Origin of the sequence: Chryseobacterium gilvum (assembly GCF_025628965.1) — a bacterium.
Lineage (GTDB): Bacteria > Bacteroidota > Bacteroidia > Flavobacteriales > Weeksellaceae > Chryseobacterium > Chryseobacterium gilvum.
The window spans coordinates 1-18,094 of record NZ_JAOTEN010000005.1; the positions used below are offsets into that span (position 1 = coordinate 1).

An 18,094-nucleotide genomic window follows, 5' to 3' on the forward strand; every position below is an offset into this window, starting at 1 on the left:
CACCTGTTCCCATTCCGAACACAGAAGTTAAGCCCACCAGCGCCGATGGTACTGCGAAAGCGGGAGAGTAGGTCGCCGCCAGTCTTTTTTAAAAGCTCATCAATATCAATTGATGAGCTTTTTTTATTTATATACATAAAGGCAGTACTGATTAAACGTAGTACTGATTAAAGATTATTTATTATCCTTAATTAATAAAGAAACACCTTTTACTAACCTCAGCATGGAGGTTGACAAAGGGCTGTAAATGTAAATACTGAAATGTCATCAATAGTACTTGATTGCCTCTTCGAAGTGGTTGATTGCTTATTCGAAACACTTCAACGTCTCAACGGAATGCTTGAGCCCTTCAATAGAATATCTGATTGTATTTACGAATCTTTTAATTACATTCACGAAGGAATAAGCAGCATTGTTGAAATGATTACAGGTTTTGTTGAAATGGTTTTCGCAGGTTTTGCTTTAAATAGCTATGAACATTGAGCTAGACTACAGTAGTAGATGATGATAACTCTCACACCTAAAACCCAATCTAGAATCTACTTAAAATTCCCCAATGAATCTTGATATCATTAAATTTGAAAGGATTTCCGAACTCATTACCGTTAGACAGCTGGAAGCTCATTAAACCTATTGGAATAAAAAAGTTAAACCCGAGACCAACACTGTATAACTTTGGCTTTACATTCAGCGTTTTATTGTTAAGCTGCCCGTATTGTCCAAATACATCAAAAAATGCCTGATTTCCAATTAAATAACGGTATTCCAAACTTCCAAAATAATAAAAATCTGCAGCAAGAGAGTTTTCATTGAAACCTCGCAAAGAATTCCATCCTCCAAAACGATACAATTCATTGGCAGAAAACTCATTTTTTGAACTCATCATCGCACCTTCCCCTTTTATATTGAGGAAATGATTACCATTGATATGATAATTATGTTCTGCAAAAAGATAAAATTGATTTTGAATAGCATTCACATTATCTAGGGTGTAATTGGTCGTCAGATAATCAAATTCTGCCCGTATTTTAGTTTTGTACAGGAAAAGATCAATATCTGTGGGCTCTGTCATGTCATACCAAATACCGATTCCTTTTTTGTTATAATCTTTCCCCTGAACATATAATGTATCAATAATGGTTGATGTTTCAAATGTTCCTCTGAAACCGATTTTTTGACGGTTATTGATATGGTAATATAAAGCAGGCTGCATTTTAACATTGGCATATGTAGAATCCTGCCTGAAAATATTGATCTTCATATTTAAGCCGACATTGGATTTGAAAAGGTAGGGAATGTCTGTTTGGAGATCAAACGTCTGCCCTTTATCCGGGTTTCTCTGCCAATAAAGATTTATAGCTTCAAAACCATTAAACATATTTCTGAAATTTACATTTAAAGTTCCGTTTAGTGTAAATTTGTCTGTTTTATCATTCCCAAAACCGATGACACCGTCAAATGTATTTGTTTTCTTCTTCTCCATGAAAAGATAAATCTGCGTAGAATCTTTTGTGAAAAGTGTTTGTGGTGGTCTTTCCAGGCTTACAAAAGGATGGCTCTGAAAGTTTTTATTAATGGCGATCAGATTTTTGTCGTCGTATGTTTTACCTTTAAAATCTTTTTCAAGATTTTTCATAAACCGTTTTGGTACTTTATCATACCCTTTCACTACAAACCCGTTGATAATTCTTTTATCATTTTTATTAATATCAAGTTCCACGATCGGGAAGCCATCTTTCTGACCTTTATATTTTGTTTTAATTCTGCTGAAAGAATAGCCGTCGTCAATATATTTTTTATTGATGCTTTTTTTAGTGGAATCTAAATTCTTGGTAAAAAACTCTCTTTTAATTTTAAGGCGGTCAATAATAGAGTCTGATACATTGACAAAAGTTTGATTGAAGTTTTTTCCTTTATCAAAATAGATTTCTGTACTGTCTCCTTTTATTTTTACATCTTTCAATTGTGTAAAAAAGTAATTGCTTTGGGAGAGGGAATCTAAGAATTTTACGGCTGTCGCAGAATCTTTTACTTTTTTCCTCACATTGGTCTCCGTATCAATCAGAAAATAATGTTTTTTCTGCGCTTGTAAACAAACACAGAACAATACGAAAAATATTTTTAGGAGTAACTTCAAGCTTTCTTACAAACTGAAACTAAGCCAGTTTATTGTATTTTTTCATTAAATTTTCATAAGTTCCCTGCGGAAGGATCCATTTGAGAGGAACACCTATTTTCTGTCCGAATTTACCAAAATAATAATGAGCTTTCCACTTATTTTTTTGTAAAAGTGCGTCGATATATTGTGCGACTTCCAACGGTTCGGTTCCGTCTCCCACATGGGAATTCATCAAAGCATATACTTTATCAAAAACATTTTTATAAGGCTCGGAAACTTTTGTTCTCACTCTGTTTTCGGCAATATTGGTCTTTATATCGCCTAAATGAAGCGAGCAAACCGTAATATTCCAGGGATACACTTCGTATCTCATCGCTTCGGTAACTTTATCTAAAGCTGATTTTGATGCCGAGTAAAATCCTCGGAAAGGAAGCCCCATTTCGCTTCCAATACTCGAAATATTAATAATCTGACCGAACTTGTTATCCCGCATTTTTGGTAAAACAGCAGTCATCATCTGAACAGCTCCTACGAGATTCAGGTTAAATAATTTTAAAATATCTTCTTTTGTAGAATCTTCTACTGAACCTACCATTCCCATTCCCGCGTTGTTGATCAAAACATCAATTCCTGTTTCGGTTTTTAATATTTCTGCAATCGCATTCTGAACAGCGCTATTATCCGTAATATCTGTCGGAATAGATTTAAAATACTGACTTTCCGTATGTTTTCTGCTTAAACCGAAGACTTTATGGCCTTTCTTTCCAAAATATTCTGCTAAAACAAAGCCGATTCCTGATGAAGTTCCTGTAATGATAATAGTTTTTGACATTAGTAATATAAATATTTGTTTGAATTTGGGATTTTGATCTTATGTTCGCCAATCCTGAAATCGTTCATTTTGATGAGATCGAATGGATGAGTAAATTCTGTATGATTATCTTCCGGTAGATTTTTGTGCTCGTCATCGCAGGATGAATATTGCTCATCCACAATTACTTTTCCGGTCGAAAAATTAATTTCATTTTTAAGATTAAAATCGCAGGTATCGTCAAATTGGCTGACTATGCCGATCAGATAAAAATCACCATTCTGAAACCGGAAGGTATATTTTGACTGATCTGTATGTCTGGAATTGGTAAAATACATTTGCGAAATAATGAGACATTGATTCTTAATGGTTATATCAACTTGATTATCTGCAGGATAAAATCCGTATATACTGTCAATAATCAAAGAGGAATTCTTTTTCCAGACTTTTAAATTACCGGAGATGCTTTTTAGGATATAAAACTTTCTTTCATACCCTCCAGATTGATTTTTCTTATCAGTATTAAAAACAATAACCGTTTCATCTTTTCCGTCTTTGTCTAAATCTCCTTTAGTTTCAATAATTTTTTCGTACCCTTTAGGAATAACAAAATCTTTCAATATCTGTGTTCGAAATAGAGAAATCATTAAAACTAAAAATAAAGAGAACGTTTTTTTCATGACATCGTATTTAAAATCTCTGTCACATCCTTCCAAAACATGGGATACGATTTTTCTACTACCTTTTCATCTTCAATATGTAGTTCTTTGATCAGGCAAAAGGGGGCAAAACTCATAGCCATCCTGTGATCCTGATAGGTTTTAATGCTAATATTATCTTCGGGTTCATTAAAGCTGACAGATTGTATGGTAGAATCTGTAATTGCTGTCTCGGCTCCCAGTTTTTTCAATTCGTGATGCAAAGCCAAAAGCCGGTCGGTTTCTTTTACTTTTAACGTACCTAATCCTGATATTTCAAAAGGTATTTTCAATGCCACAGCAGTTACACAGAGAGTTTGTGCAATATCCGGACAATTATTCATATCCAAAATAATTTTTTCCGGAAATGAAAAATTGTCATTTGGCTGTAGTGTTATGGTATGATCATCCGAAAATATTGTTTTCACACCGAAAAAATCTGCATATATTTTTGAAATTTCTGCATCTCCCTGATTTGATTTTTTATAAAAGCTTTTCAAATGAATAATCTCTCTTCCGATGGCGCACAAAGAATAAAAATAAGAAGCAGAGCTCCAGTCGCTTTCCACTTCATAATTTGTTGAATAGTTGCTGATAAAATGCTCAACATGTATGGTATTTCCTTCAAATCTGTTTTTAATGCCGAATTGAGTCAGAAGATCTAATGTCATTTCAATGTAAGACTTTGAAGTAATTTCTCCGATAAGATGTATCGTTAAACCGTTTTCAAGTTTTCCGGCAATCAATAAAAGCGAAGTAATAAACTGGCTTGAGATATGAGCAGGAATATCAACTTCGGATTCTGTAATTTTTCTTCCTGTAATTTTTAAAGGTGGAAAACCTTCATTTTCTAAATATTCAATTTTAACACCTAAATTCTGTAAAGCAGTAACCAGGTTTTTAATCGGTCGTTCTTTCATTCTTTTGGAACCGGTAAGAATGGTTGTTTTTCCTTCCTGAATAGAGTAATAGGAAGTCAGAAAACGCATCGCCGTTCCTGCGTGGTGAATATCCACCGTTTCTGCACGGTCTTCCAATAATGCTTTTTTTAAAAGTTGGGTGTCCTGAGAATTAGAAATATTATTGATTATAACCGTTTTAAAAAGACTTTCCAAAATCAACAAACGATTCGAGATACTTTTCGAACCGCTGATCTGTATGGTGGTATTCCCAATTAATGTTGATTTGCCTAGCTTCATGATTGCATTCCGGATTAATAGACTGAAAATAAATGCTTTCTATTTCAGTTTTTCATTATTCTGATGACGGTCTCTATCACGCTCAGTCTTTACCTTGAGTTTTCTGTTAAAAGCTTCCTGAAGATCTACTCCCGTTTGATTGGCCAAACATAAGGTCACAAACAAAACATCGGCTAATTCTTCGCCTAAATCTTTATTCTTATCACTTTCTTTTTCACTCTGTTCGCCATATCTTCTGGCAATAATCCGTGCGACTTCGCCTACTTCTTCGGTAAGCATCGCCATATTGGTCAATTCATTGAAATATCGGACACCGATGGTTTTGATCCATTCATCCACCTGTCGTTGGAGATTTGTAATTTCCATTATTGGTACGCTCCAAGTGTAGGATTAGACGTTCTGGTTACATTGACGATATCGGTAGGAACTGTCGCGGCAACTGCGGTATTCCCTTTATTTCTTGCCGGTGAATCTGTTTTTACTCTCAGATTCATCTGTGCGGCAAAATAATTGGTAAATTTCGGGTCTTCATTTTTAATGCTCTGAATGACATTTGGAGAACTATCAAAAGTAAATCCTGCAGCAGAAGGTCCGGAATATTTTAGCAGTGAATTCTGGATCTGGAAATTATATTGTCCGGGAGTTAATTCAAGCTGTACCGAATTATCACGGTCAGAATATACAATACTGTTTCTTAGATTTAAAACTAATGGCCCTAATTCTATTTGTCCTGCCTGATTTTGATATTCATTGGAGGCAAAAAGGCCGTTCCTATTCAGAGAATTCATTGTTTCGGAATAATTAGCAATCGTAGAGTGCAGGAAGTTATATGTTCCTCCTTTAAAAATTCCGATGCAAGATTCACCACAGTTATTCATCACAAGATTTTTAGTATTAACGGTAGATTTTATAGAACGAATACCGTATTCATAAAAAGTATGGATGAAAGAATTGCTGATATTGGCAGTAGTTTCCGTCAGATCAAGCCCTCTTGTTCCGCCGAAAAGCCTTGCGTGATTCATATTCAAAGTTGACGCTGCAGCCATTCTGATAGAATTCCAGTTTCTGGGAATGGTATCGTAATATGGATCATTACGATCACCACGGAGAATAACCTGGTTGTTTTGGGTTCCATTGATATTCAATGTTGCTCCGGCAGAAACTTTCATACCGCTGTTTTTATGGAAATATACTTTGGTTCCTGCCTGAATATCTAAAGTTACGTTTTGATTCACAGTTAAATCTCCGTAAATAATTTTAGCTTTATTATTGGTCCAGGTGGTATTGCTGGCCAAAATATTTGGATTGGAAGGAGTCTGAATAAAAAATTCTGCATCCTGAACTACAGAAAACAAAGTAACATGTTGCTGTCCTGCAGGACTGGTGAAAATAACACGGTCTTCTGCAATTGCTTCAGGACCTGTTGCCTGTGGTGCAATTTCTACAAATATAAATAAACTGTCTTTTTTTCTGAGCGGAACATTCTGAAAGTCATATCCTGGCTTTCCGTCAACATTTATTTTATACAAAGAGGCGGCCCCTTTCTCAAGGTTGATTCTTGGGATCAGAATATCTTTATCTTCATTATTATATACTTTCACTGCGTATGTTTCTGAGCGCACCTGATGATAAACCGTATCGCAGAATACAGTGTCTTTGGAAAATCTGAGTTCCTGAGAGGGAGAATCAAAAGTGATCTCATCCTTATTACAGGAAACAACGATCAGAAGCATCCAGAAAGAGCAGAACAGAAGTAATTTGAATTTCATTGAAATAAAGTTTATATACGTTTCAAATTTAACGAAAATAGTTTAATTTTCTTGTCTCTGAAAAATTATTGATAAGGGATTTGTATATTATAAAAAATATTGTATTTTTGCAACCTAAAATTAGCAGAGAAATACCATTACTATTTCGAAAGCAAAAACTTTAATTTTTTTTAAAAATTGTATTATGAAAAAAGGACTTCACCCAGAAAATTATAGACTTGTTGTTTTCAAAGATATGAGTAACGACGAAGTATTTCTTAGCAAATCAACTGCTGAAACAAAAGACACCATTGAATATGAAGGACAGGAGTTTCCTTTAATTAAAATGGAAATCTCTTCTACTTCTCACCCTTTCTACACAGGAAAAACCAAATTGGTAGATACTGCAGGTAGAGTAGATAAATTCATGAACAAATACAAAAAATTCTCCAAGTAATTTTTTGTTTATAAAATAAGTAAGGTCTTCCAGTTTTTGGAAGACTTTTTTTGTGCCTTACAGAAATACTGGAGATAGCACAATTTCATTTTAGTATTTGTATTTTTGTTTTAATAAACGTAGAATTTTAAACATTTAAAAAAAATCCTGAATCATGCAATTGGTATTTTCAGATGCACAATACTGGGAAGATTTTCTTCCGCTTACTTTTACACGCCCGGTTGCAGAAATGCGATGTGGGATTCTCACTTTCTCCGAAAGATGGCAGAAAATTTTAGAAAATGAGGAAGTTTCTTTTTTTACCGAAACGTTCCTGCAGCATAAATTTAAAAATCCTGAAGAAAAGGAAAGCCTTTTTCTTGTTACTAACTTTTTGCCGACAGAAAACGTCACTCAGCAGATTAAAGATCTTCAAGTGGGGGAAGCTTTGGTGTATGAAGATGAATTGGTGGCTGCAAGAATCAACATGAAAGGGTTTTCTCTAAACCAGATTGAGAAAATGACTGACATTAAAGAAGACCTCATTTTTTTCAAAAAACCGACCGATCTTTTTACCTACAATCATAAAGCTATCGATTTTGATTTTGAACTGCTTACCCGAAACAGAGTTTCCCAAAAGTTGTCTGGAACCAACGGGTTTTTAGGAGATCAAAAAGATCTGTTCATTGAAGAAGGTGCGCAAATAGAGTTTTCTACCCTCAATACAATAACAGGGAAGATCTACATCGGCAAAAATACGGAAGTGATGGAAGGTTGCAATCTTCGCGGCCCGATTGCGTTGTGTGAAGAATCAAAATTCAATTTAGGCGCAAAAATTTATGGGGCGACTACGGTGGGTCCGCATTGTAAAGTGGGTGGAGAAGTGAGCAATATTGTTATTTTCGGATATTCCAATAAAGGGCATGACGGTTTTGTAGGTAATTCCGTAATCGGAGAGTGGTGCAATCTGGGTGCAGATACCAATTCTTCGAATTTAAAAAACAATTACGGAAATGTAAAACTCTGGAATTATAGATCCAAAGCCTTTGAAGACAGCGGTTTGCAGTTTGCAGGATTAATCATGGGAGATCATTCTAAAACAGCGATCAATACGCAATTAAACACAGGAACAGTGATCGGAGTAGCCTCCAACATATTTAAGGAAGGTTTCCCTCCGAACCTGATCGAAAATTTTTCATGGGGCGGATTTAAAGACGATGAAAGATTCAAATTAGATAAGGCCTACGAAGTCGCCGAAAAAGTAATGGCCAGAAGAAAAATCGTGTTAACGGATGATGATAAAGCTATTTTAAAATATATATTTAACGAGTATTAACCGCTTATACAGCAAAAACTTCAAACTTTTTTGAAGTTTTTTTTATTTATATGTAATAAAGTCTGTTTTTTAATTGTCTTACTAATAGAAACCAAACTAATGACTCAGGAAACTTTCAAAAACACGGTATTTATTCTCAAAAATGAGATGTATCGTTTTGCGAAAAGATTTGTCATGAGCAGCGATGAAGCAGAAGATGTGGTTCAGGATCTGATGATTAAATTCTGGCAGAAAAAAGAAGAGCTGGAAACATTTGGGAATTTAAAATCCTATGCATTGAGAGCCGTAAAAAATGAATGTTTAAACAGGCTGAAGCATCACAATGTAAAGCAGGGTTTTGCAGATTTGCAGCTACACCGGTCAGAGCTTTACAGCATGGAAGTAAATAATTTAAAAGAACATATCATCGGATTTATCAATCAGCTTCCGGAAAAACAAAAAATGGTTATCCATTTGAAAGATGTAGAAGAATATGACGTGTCTGAAATTTCCGGAATGTTGGAAATGGAAGAAAACGCAGTGAGAGTGAATCTTATGCGGGCAAGACAAAAAGTAAAAGAACAAATATCACAACTGATGAGCTATGAGCAAAGATCAATATCAGAATAAATACAACGAAATCTTAAAAGATTTAAAAGAAGAGAAAATGAACTGGGATTTTGAAGATTTTCTTCAAAAAGCAGATGGAAAAAGTACAGACGCAAAGATAATCTCAATTCATAAAAAAACATCGTTTCCAAAATGGTTTTGGATGGCAGCAAGTATTATTGTGATTTTCGGGATTGGTTTTATATTGAATTATAATCATCAGACCGGAAACCGGGCAAAACTGGTTGAAAATGAAGTTTTAAAGCAGAAATCAGATTTTATTAAAGAAAATCATGAAGTACAGCAACAGGTTGCAGTCAATAATCCGGATTCTTTAGCAGGAGCCAAAAAAGATTCCATCTTTCAGAATACTGATTTTGCAGAAAAAGATGTTCTGGATGAGATTCTCCCCAAAAGAGGAAGAATGAAAAAAGAATCAAGACCAAGATATGTAAGCAATTCGCCGGTAGCAATAGATTCTACAGGATATAAAGATTCTTATGTGATTGTAAACGGAAAAAGAATAGACAATATGGAGGAGGCAATTAATGTCACAAAATATTCCTTCCAGGTTGTTGCCAATAATGTGCATCAGACTTTGTCACAACCTAAAGTAATGGATAACGTAGATTATTAACAATAAAGATTATGCGACTGATCAGGCAGATAATCGTCAATTTAAATTAAACTCATGAAAAAAATATTCATCATACTCGCAGTGGCTTTTTCACATTTTTTCAATGTGTATGGCCAGAAAGATAAGCTAGACCAGCTTTTCGATAAATATCAGGAAGAGGAAGGAGTAACCTCTATCAAGATTGCAAAACCCATGTTCGGAATGCTCAGCAATCTCAATATTGAAGATTCTCAGCTGGAGCAGATTCAGCCTCTGCTGGCCAAAATCAACGGACTGAAAATTCTTATTTCAGAAAATCCGGAAGATAATAAAGGTGGAAATGCAAGAATGAATTCTATCAATAAAGAAATCTCATCTTACATCAGCAATCTGAATTACAGCGAAATCATGTCTGTAAAAAACGGGGGCAGTAAGATAAAATTCCTTTCTTCGGAAGCAAAAAACGGCATTCTGGATAATCTGTTACTAAGCATTCACGGTGATGACGGTGAAAATATTCTGGTCATGCTGGATGGGAAACTTTCTATGGATGATGTGAATAAAATCATCAATTCCAGCGAAAATAAAATCAACACAACTACGAATAATACCAGAAGCGGTTCTGCTTCAGAAAACAGCTCGTACCTTAATGGTGAAGCAAGAAATGTAGGGGAGTTTACCGGAATTCAGGTCAGTTCGGGAGTGAATGTGGTATACAAGCAGGAAAGTCCTATCAATGTAAAAGTAATCGCAGATGCAGATAAACTGAAATATGTAGTGACCAAAGTAGAAAATGGTATTCTGAAAGTATATGTCGATAATAAAGGGGTTAAAAATTTAAAATTCAAAAACCTGAATGTCAATGTTTCTACTCCGCGAATGGAAAATATCCAGACCAATTCCGGCGCCCGTTTTACGACAGTTAATTCCGTGAATGAAAATAATATGAATATCGAAGTTTCATCAGGCTCAGAAATTAAAGGAAAATTTAATATTTCAAATACGGTGAATGTTTCTGTTGATTCAGGCTCAAAAATGAAAGCAGACATTAATTCCGGTACATTTATCTTTAAAGGAACCAGTGGCTCCAATTCCAGCTTTGAAGGTAAAACAGACAGAGGGAATTTTGAAATCAGCAGCGGAGCCGTATGTAAATCTGAGAATTTTACCGTGAATGTGGCTCATGTTGAATCTTCATCCGGCGGAAACATCAGTCTGGATGTGAGAGAAAAACTGAAGGTGAGTGCTTCATCCGGAGGTGTTGTAAAATATAAAGGAAACCCGGAACTTGAGTCCAATATCAGTAAAATGTCCGGAGGAAACTTACAGTCAATTCAATAAAAACCTATCTGCCATGAAAATCTTAAAAAGTATTATCCTGCTTGTTTTTACGCTTTCTTTGATGCAGTCATGCATCGTCTCAGAAAGACCCGATATGGCTTTTTTTTCAAACTCGGAGTATGATTATAAAGATGCCAAATTTGTAAGCATGAATGTCCCTCTTTTTTTAGCAAAACCTTTTATCAGAAAAGCTTTAAGAGAAGATCACGAAGATGAAGAAGTGATTCATCTGATCAATAAAGTATCCAAAATAAAAGTTCTTACTGTAGAGAATGGAAATCAGTTGATGTTGAAAGATTATGCAAATTATCTCAGTGATAATGATTATGAAGACTGGGCAACCATTAAGCATGACGGAGACAAAGTCAATATCAGAGTAAAACAGACAGGAGAAACCATTAAAAATATGATGATCACGGTAAATTCCGATAAGGAGCTGGTTTTTGTAGATGTAAAAGGCAATTTCACGGCAGATGATATTTCAAGATTTATCAATTCAGTTTCAGACAAATAGTTTCATATTCGTTTTTTTATATTGTAAAAGCCGCAGTTATTATAATTGCGGCTTTTTTAATATAATCTGTTGATTATTAAATTTTATGTAAACTATCAGAAACCACTTTTTTATTACATTCAAATAGCCTAATTTTGCAAAGAAAGTAAAGATGTCTATTCATAACAAAATTGTAGAGACAGCCATCACTTTCGATGACGTTCTTCTCGTTCCTTCTTATTCAGAAGTTTTACCTAACCAGGTTTCTTTAAAATCAAGACTTACCGACAAAATTACGCTCAATGTTCCGATCGTTTCGGCAGCAATGGATACCGTTACAGAAGGTGATCTTGCAATTGCTTTGGCAAGAGTGGGAGGTTTGGGTTTCATCCATAAAAATATGACCATCGCCGAACAGGCTGCACAGGTCAACCGTGTAAAACGTTCCGAAAACGGGATGATCTCAGATCCTGTAACGCTTTCAAAAGACCATACTTTAGCTCAGGCAAAAGATACGATGGCCAAATATAAAATCTCAGGACTTCCTGTTGTTGACGAAAATAATATCCTGATCGGAATTATCACCAACAGAGATGTAAAATATCAGGAGAATCTTAATGTGAAAGTGGAAGAGATCATGACTAAAGAAAAGCTGATCACTTCTGACAAAAGCACCAATCTTGAAAAAGCAAAAGAAATTCTTCTTAAAAACAGAGTAGAAAAACTTCCGATTGTAGATAAAGAATACAAACTTGTGGGGTTGATTACCATTAAAGATATTGATAATCAGTTAGAATATCCCAATGCCAACAAAGACGAAAACGGACGATTACTCGTTGGAGCCGGAGTGGGAGTAGGGGAAGATACAATGGAAAGAATCGCTGCCTTGGTGAAAGCCGGTGTAGATATTATTGCTATTGATTCTGCACACGGTCATTCTAAAGGCGTTTTGGATAAAATTTCAGAAATCAGAAAAGCATATCCGGATTTGGATCTGGTTGGAGGAAATATCGTAACGGCTGAAGCTGCAAAAGATTTGATCAAAGCCGGAGCAAATGTACTGAAAGTAGGAGTGGGGCCTGGTTCTATCTGTACGACGAGAGTCGTTGCAGGAGTAGGCGTTCCTCAATTATCTGCAATATATAATGTCTACGAATATGCGAAGTCTAAAAATGTAGCGGTAATTGCTGACGGAGGTGTCAAACTTTCAGGAGATATCGTAAAAGCAATCGCAAGTGGAGCAGGAGCTGTAATGGTAGGTTCTCTTTTAGCAGGAACGGATGAGTCTCCGGGAGAAGAAATTATTTATCAGGGAAGAAAATTTAAAGCGTATCAGGGAATGGGAAGCCTTTCTGCCATGAAAAGAGGTGGTAAGGAAAGATATTTCCAGAGTGAAGCTAAAAAATTCGTTCCGGAAGGTATTGAAGGCAGAGTGCCGCACAAAGGGAAACTGGAAGACGTTATTTTCCAGCTGACCGGTGGTTTAAGAGCCGGAATGGGATATTGTGGGGCAAAAGATATTGAAGCGCTACAGAAAGATACAAAAATGGTAATGATCACCGGAAGCGGCCTGAAAGAATCTCATCCTCATGATGTGATTATCACTTCAGAAGCTCCCAATTATTCTTTATAAAAATTATTTTTATCATCATAAAAGCCATGTTTCGTACATGGCTTTATTATTTTGTGTAAATAAATTAAATTATTGTCAGCAACAGAAATTGATAATTTCAGTTTATTTTCTGATATCTGAATCTGCGTTTAATCACGGTGTTGAGAAACTGCCCTTTTGATTTCGCTTGCCTGAAATTTTCATACGTTTCTGGCGGAACTCCAAAATAATGATACACCGAACCCGACTGATATATGATTCTTAATATTTCAGTTTCAGGGAAATACACATATTGATGTACGACACTTGAAGGCATACGCATTTATAATCAAAAAATATTCCCAAACTTTTTCTTTAGAAGAATGCATCAAAAAACCTTTCATTTTTGGTGAAAGGTTGTGATCGTTATTTTTTTAAATTTTCCTTAAAATCATCGATCCGGTAATCGGTCCATGCGTTTCCTTTTTCTATTTTTTCTTTAGAGTAGAGACGGAAATCGTTTTCGGTTTTTTCTAAAAGATAATCATAAGGCCCTACTGCGGAAATGAGTTTTACCAGAACCGGAGAAATTTCCAGGCAGATGAAAAGCCCCATAATAAAAGCCGCTGCAGTAGCTATGATTGCGGAGTTTTTTCCCAGCTCATCCAAAGCCTGTAATCTTGCGGCAAATCCGTTGAATTTATCCTCAAAAGTCTCAGTAGATCTTCTTTCCGTTTCCAGGTTGCTGTAGACTTTGGAAATTTCTTTGTCAAGATAATCCAGTCTCGGAGCAGATTGTTTCTGGTAATTCTCAAGATCCTGTCTTCTCTGTTCTTTCAGTTGCTGCTTGCGTTTTGCATTTGGGCCGAAACCTTCTTTTCCGCTTGTTAATCCGGATTGTTTCCCGAGAATTTCTTTTTCCAGCTCTACCGCTGCAGAATCATATGATTTCTGATATTGGGCGGTTTTATCAGAGATCTGTTTTTTCTCTGTTTCAAAAGGTCCGCTCTGCTGAAGGATCCTTCCGCTCATCTCGCCCTGCAGCTGTTTTTTATTTCTCTGGATAATGGTATTAAGCTGCTTGTTGACTTCTTTTTCGAAAATTTTTAGTTCTAAAGGTTTAGAAATGATAATTCCTAAAAAAGTTGCCAGAACCAATCTGGGAATCGACATGATAATCTGGTTCCACCACGTTCCTGTTTTTTTAATGGAAGAAACGATATAACGGTCCAGGTTAAAAATCATTAATCCCCACAGAATCCCGAATCCTATTGAGATCAAAATATCATCAAATACGGTATACATTGCATATGCGGCTGAAAGTGTTGCAAAAACTGCCGTAAAAAGCACAATGCCGCCGATTCCTGAAAACTTATTCCATTCGCTGGGGGTTTTCCGGAGAATATGGATGTTCCCACCGGAACATACCATTAAAAATTTCTGAAACCAATTGATGCGGTGACTGGTCTGATTTATAGTTTGTTGTATGTTTTTCATCTACAAAAATTTATACAAAATTAGTAGTAAAAACCATACCATTGTTACAAATAGTAATATGTTTTACCAAGTAATTAGATATTTACTTATAATCAGTTGAATCACAATGATTTATTTTGTCAGAAATGAGAATTGAATTATTTAAGACGATCCGGATTTTGTTTCAAAAAGCTTTCCCAACCGGTATACGATTTTGTTTCAGACAAAGTTCCCGAATTAAAATGATGACAGACCGCTACTGCCAAACCATCCGAAGCGTCTAAATATTTGGTAGGAAATTCCTTTAAGTTAAGCAGATTCTGAAGCATTCCTGCAACCTGTTCTTTACTCGCATTCCCATTTCCGGTGATGGCCATTTTAATTTTCTTCGGAGAATATTCTGTAATCGGAATATTTCTGTGCAGGCTTGCCGCCATTGCAACGCCTTGAGCACGGCCCAATTTCAGCATAGATTGTACGTTTTTCCCAAAAAACGGGGCTTCAAGGGCGACTTCATCCGGATGAAACTCATCAATTAATGCTAAAGTCTTGTCGAAAATATATTTAAGCTTTGTTTCGTGGTTGGGATATTTTTTCAGAATCAGCTCGTGAATGGATATCATCTCCATTTTTCCTTTTATTACAGAGATAATTCCAAATCCCATGATGGACGTTCCGGGATCTATTCCTAAGATTATTTTTTCTGAAATCATGTACTGCAAAGATAGGTTTTCTCAATTTCAGAATGAAAAATGATACAAAACAATTTTCAAATAAAAATTTTATTAACTTAGTCAAAAACGATTATGAAAAATCACATTATCTTATTTCTCGTTCCGTTCTTGCTCTGCGGCAGTATGAATCAGCTTAGAAGCCAGGTTAAGAAAAGCTTTGCCAATGAGACTCGCACAAAAGATCAGATTGTATATCTTTTTTTTAAGGTTAATAAAAATAATTCCGCGTCAGAAAAAATAACTCTTGAAGAGATAAAGCGTGTTGACGGAAAACTGAAATCAAAACCGGAATTGGAAGAAAATGAAGTTAAAAAAGGAGATTATATCATAACACTCAAAAATGCTGACGGGAAATCAGTTGAAAAATATCATATAGAAAACCCTCTGAATCCGGAGCTTGAAAATTTTGCGGATCATTTGTCAAGACATACAGTTTCACTTACCCAGGCCGAATTCAGCATCAGATATTCATTTTCTGCAGATATTACATCAATCCAGATCGAAAAAGCTTCAGAAAAAGGAACACATCTGCTTTTTACCCAAAATATACAGCCATGAAAAAATCATTACTTTTTCTTTTGTTAAGCAGTTCATTTTGCTTTTCACAGGTATTTGAAACGGTTGCTGTTTTACAGAACGGCCCGAATGATAACCGGATCAATATTGCGGTATTGGGTGATGGGTTTACGACTGCGCAACAGCCTGCATTTCTTTCTGCTGCACAGTCTACCATTAATTATCTGTTCACGAAAAGTCCTTATTCTGAATATAAAAATTATTTTAATGCGTATGCGGTAAAGGTAATTTCTACCGATACAGGCGTAAAGCATCCGGGAACGGCAACAGATGTTACAGAGCCAGCCATTCCTGTTACCAATCCTAATAATTATCTGGGTTCTTCTTTTGATTTCGGAGTTCATCGCTGCATATACAGCAATACGACCAATAAAGTAGCGCAGGTTTTATCGGCAAATGTTCCGGATTATGATATTACTTATGTTCTGGGAAATTCTACAGAATACGGAGGTTGCGGCGGAACCTATGCATTTGCCTCTCTCAATTCTTCATCCAATGAAATTGTAGTGCACGAATTGGGGCATTCTTTCGGTAAACTTGCCGATGAATATTGGTTTTCGGGATCGGGAGAATCGCCTAATAAAACCCAAATTTCAAACCCGGCTACGATCAAATGGAAAAACTGGCTTAATATCAATAACGTTGGGATTTTTGCACATGCAGAAAGCCCTACATGGTTTCGGCCGCATCAAAGCTGCGAGATGAGATACCTTAATCAGCAGTTTTGTTCTGTCTGTAAAGAAGCAATTATAGAAAAAATTCATGCTCTTGTTTCTCCTGTAGATTCTTATGCCCCTTCCAATAGCAGTACTGTTGATGCAAATTCCAGCGTTACGTTTTCCGTGAACGAAATTTTGCCCATTCCCAACACACTGGTGAATTCCTGGACGCTGAATGGAAATCTGCAGACTGCAACCGGAAATTCAATTACAATTTCTCCGGCACAGTTAGTGACAGGCACTAATACACTTCTCTTTTCGGTAACGGATCAGACGCCTCTTGTAAAAACCGATAATCACAGTACCGTACATTTTACAAATGTCTCGTGGACATTGAATAAAAACGCATTGGGAACTTCTGAAATAAAAGTGGACGAAAGGAGATTCAGCATCTATCCCAATCCTGCAAACACGGAATTTTTTATCAAAGGCAAATTAAATTTCGGAAAAGATTTAAAAATAACTTTATATGATGCATCAGGGAAATTGGTGTCCGCGAAATTTGAATTGAGAGATACTGCAACAGTGTATGTTGATATTCATGATCTGCCTTCAGGTATGTATACAGTAACTGCAACTGAGGGCAAAAGCCTAATTATTTCTCAGAAGATCATTAAAGAATAATATCAGATATCAATAAAATAAAAACCGGCTTGTACAGTCGGTTTTTATTTTCCGGAAAGCTTCTTTTCAGCGATCGGTATCCATTTTCTGTCGTGACGCAACAGGGAAATTTTATCAACGGTAAATTTAGTTTTAAATTCTTTTTCCCTGTATATTTCCCATGCTTTCAGGTAATTTTCGAAACTGAGGTCTCTGTAACCTATTGTCATGTGAGGATTAAATGATCTTTTATTAAACGTAAATACTTCTTTAATATTTAAAAACAAGTGTTTTAGACTTTCATTCTCTTCTGGTTGTACAAATAGAACCGGGCTGTTTGGATTAGGAAAACTTCCGAAACCGTTTAATTCAACTTCAAAAGGAGAAATATCAGTATCAATTTTATCGAATGCCACATGAATATCATTTTCCATTGTTAACTCTCTCTCAAAAGGCGGGAGTAAAGTGATGTGAGCATCATTTTTTAAGGCTTTCGAATTATTAAAATTTGAGGCTAAATCTTTCTGGAAGACTTTTACCGCATCAATAATTTTCTGTGACGGATAGATGGCTATGAAATACATTTTTTTCATCCAGTAAAAATAACTTTTTAAAAATTATAATTATAATTTTATACATAAGAAAATTATACATAAATTTGTTATATATAAAATGAAGCATTGAAAAAAAACAGCCTTTATAAAGGAACATTACAGAACATCATTTTGAAACTACTTTCAAAAGAGGTAAAAATGTATGGTTACCAAATGACTCAGCGTGCAAAAGAACTTACAGAGGGCGAGCTTGAAATGACTGAAGGTGCGCTTTATCCTTTATTGCATAGATTGGAAGGTGATGGCATCATTACTTCTGAAATTCAGAAAATTAATGGGCGAGACCGCAAATATTATCTTTTGACGGAAAAAGGTAAAAAACAGCAAGCTACACAAGAAGACGAGATGAAAAGCTATTTGTTTAATCTAAATACTATTTTCAATATATGATAACTA

General features: G+C 35.5%; 20 protein-coding genes and 1 rRNA gene. 11 read left to right on the plus strand and 10 right to left on the minus strand.

Annotation, left to right across the window (positions count from 1 at the left end):
* A 5S ribosomal RNA gene (gene rrf, locus N0B16_RS12915) occupies positions 1–84 on the plus strand; the annotation flags it as partial.
* Positions 85–532: 448 nt separating this feature from the next.
* Here rrf and N0B16_RS12920 read toward each other — a convergent pair.
* The 6 genes from N0B16_RS12920 to N0B16_RS12945 are packed head-to-tail and all read right to left on the minus strand — an operon-like array spanning position 533 to position 6,596.
* Complete coding sequence (locus tag N0B16_RS12920; protein WP_262991366.1) at positions 533–2,137, minus strand: BamA/TamA family outer membrane protein; 1,605 nt, start codon at positions 2,135–2,137, stop codon at positions 533–535.
* A 19-nt stretch (positions 2,138–2,156) separates the two neighbouring features.
* Positions 2,157–2,951 (minus strand): SDR family NAD(P)-dependent oxidoreductase, encoded by a 795-nt coding sequence (locus N0B16_RS12925; RefSeq protein ID WP_262991367.1) that lies wholly within the window; start codon positions 2,949–2,951, stop codon positions 2,157–2,159.
* Positions 2,951–3,610 carry a hypothetical protein gene (locus tag N0B16_RS12930; RefSeq protein ID WP_262991368.1) on the minus strand — a complete coding sequence of 220 codons (660 nt, stop codon included), beginning with the start codon at positions 3,608–3,610 and terminating at the stop codon, positions 2,951–2,953. The genes N0B16_RS12925 and N0B16_RS12930 overlap by 1 nt, the downstream gene beginning before the upstream one ends.
* Positions 3,607–4,827 (minus strand): carboxyvinyltransferase, encoded by a 1,221-nt coding sequence (locus tag N0B16_RS12935; RefSeq protein ID WP_262991369.1) that lies wholly within the window; start codon positions 4,825–4,827, stop codon positions 3,607–3,609. The genes N0B16_RS12930 and N0B16_RS12935 overlap by 4 nt, the downstream gene beginning before the upstream one ends.
* A gap of 39 nt (positions 4,828–4,866) precedes the next feature.
* Positions 4,867–5,193, minus strand: a complete 327-nt coding sequence (locus tag N0B16_RS12940; protein WP_262991370.1) for a nucleotide pyrophosphohydrolase — start codon at positions 5,191–5,193, stop codon at positions 4,867–4,869.
* Positions 5,193–6,596 (minus strand): hypothetical protein, encoded by a 1,404-nt coding sequence (locus N0B16_RS12945; RefSeq protein ID WP_262991371.1) that lies wholly within the window; start codon positions 6,594–6,596, stop codon positions 5,193–5,195. The genes N0B16_RS12940 and N0B16_RS12945 overlap by 1 nt, the downstream gene beginning before the upstream one ends.
* Positions 6,597–6,780: 184 nt before the next feature.
* On the opposite strand from N0B16_RS12945, the gene N0B16_RS12950 reads away from it, so the two are divergent.
* From N0B16_RS12950 to guaB, 7 genes are all read left to right on the plus strand, one after another.
* Positions 6,781–7,032 carry a type B 50S ribosomal protein L31 gene (locus N0B16_RS12950; protein ID WP_262991372.1) on the plus strand — a complete coding sequence of 84 codons (252 nt, stop codon included), beginning with the start codon at positions 6,781–6,783 and terminating at the stop codon, positions 7,030–7,032.
* A gap of 154 nt (positions 7,033–7,186) precedes the next feature.
* Positions 7,187–8,347, plus strand: a complete 1,161-nt coding sequence (locus N0B16_RS12955; RefSeq protein ID WP_262991373.1) for a putative sugar nucleotidyl transferase — start codon at positions 7,187–7,189, stop codon at positions 8,345–8,347.
* A gap of 99 nt (positions 8,348–8,446) precedes the next feature.
* Positions 8,447–8,956, plus strand: coding sequence for a GFO_1088 family ECF-type sigma factor (locus tag N0B16_RS12960; protein WP_262991374.1), 510 nt, complete (start codon positions 8,447–8,449; stop codon positions 8,954–8,956).
* The gene (locus tag N0B16_RS12965; RefSeq protein ID WP_262991375.1) at positions 8,931–9,572 is read left to right on the plus strand and encodes a hypothetical protein; all 642 of its coding nucleotides are present in this window, start codon (positions 8,931–8,933) and stop codon (positions 9,570–9,572) included. The genes N0B16_RS12960 and N0B16_RS12965 overlap by 26 nt, the downstream gene beginning before the upstream one ends.
* A gap of 54 nt (positions 9,573–9,626) precedes the next feature.
* Entirely contained in the window at positions 9,627–10,892 is a 1,266-nt protein-coding gene (locus tag N0B16_RS12970) for a DUF4252 domain-containing protein (protein WP_262991376.1), read from the plus strand.
* Positions 10,893–10,905: 13 nt separating this feature from the next.
* Complete coding sequence (locus tag N0B16_RS12975) at positions 10,906–11,406, plus strand: DUF4252 domain-containing protein (RefSeq protein ID WP_262991377.1); 501 nt, start codon at positions 10,906–10,908, stop codon at positions 11,404–11,406.
* Between the two features lie 151 nt (positions 11,407–11,557).
* Entirely contained in the window at positions 11,558–13,018 is a 1,461-nt protein-coding gene (gene guaB / locus N0B16_RS12980; protein WP_262991378.1) for an IMP dehydrogenase, read from the plus strand.
* Between the two features lie 97 nt (positions 13,019–13,115).
* Here guaB and N0B16_RS12985 read toward each other — a convergent pair whose 3' ends face one another.
* From N0B16_RS12985 to ruvC, 3 genes are all read right to left on the minus strand, one after another.
* Positions 13,116–13,313 (minus strand): KTSC domain-containing protein, encoded by a 198-nt coding sequence (locus N0B16_RS12985; RefSeq protein WP_262991379.1) that lies wholly within the window; start codon positions 13,311–13,313, stop codon positions 13,116–13,118.
* An 89-nt stretch (positions 13,314–13,402) separates the two neighbouring features.
* Positions 13,403–14,473 (minus strand): DUF4407 domain-containing protein, encoded by a 1,071-nt coding sequence (locus N0B16_RS12990; protein ID WP_262991380.1) that lies wholly within the window; start codon positions 14,471–14,473, stop codon positions 13,403–13,405.
* A 137-nt stretch (positions 14,474–14,610) separates the two neighbouring features.
* Positions 14,611–15,165, minus strand: coding sequence for a crossover junction endodeoxyribonuclease RuvC (gene ruvC / locus N0B16_RS12995; RefSeq protein ID WP_262991381.1), 555 nt, complete (start codon positions 15,163–15,165; stop codon positions 14,611–14,613).
* A gap of 93 nt (positions 15,166–15,258) precedes the next feature.
* Between ruvC and N0B16_RS13000 the strand changes: the two genes are divergently transcribed.
* Complete coding sequence (locus N0B16_RS13000) at positions 15,259–15,744, plus strand: hypothetical protein (RefSeq protein ID WP_262991382.1); 486 nt, start codon at positions 15,259–15,261, stop codon at positions 15,742–15,744.
* Positions 15,741–17,105 carry a T9SS type A sorting domain-containing protein gene (locus N0B16_RS13005; RefSeq protein WP_262991383.1) on the plus strand — a complete coding sequence of 455 codons (1,365 nt, stop codon included), beginning with the start codon at positions 15,741–15,743 and terminating at the stop codon, positions 17,103–17,105. Before N0B16_RS13000 ends, N0B16_RS13005 begins: the two co-directional genes overlap by 4 nt.
* A 44-nt stretch (positions 17,106–17,149) precedes the next feature.
* Here the strand turns inward: N0B16_RS13005 and N0B16_RS13010 are convergent, their stop codons facing one another.
* Complete coding sequence (locus N0B16_RS13010) at positions 17,150–17,668, minus strand: 2'-5' RNA ligase family protein (RefSeq protein WP_262991384.1); 519 nt, start codon at positions 17,666–17,668, stop codon at positions 17,150–17,152.
* Between the two features lie 96 nt (positions 17,669–17,764).
* On the opposite strand from N0B16_RS13010, the gene N0B16_RS13015 reads away from it, so the two are divergent.
* The gene (locus N0B16_RS13015; protein ID WP_262991385.1) at positions 17,765–18,088 is read left to right on the plus strand and encodes a PadR family transcriptional regulator; all 324 of its coding nucleotides are present in this window, start codon (positions 17,765–17,767) and stop codon (positions 18,086–18,088) included.
* The last annotated feature ends 6 nt before the right edge of the window (positions 18,089–18,094 follow it).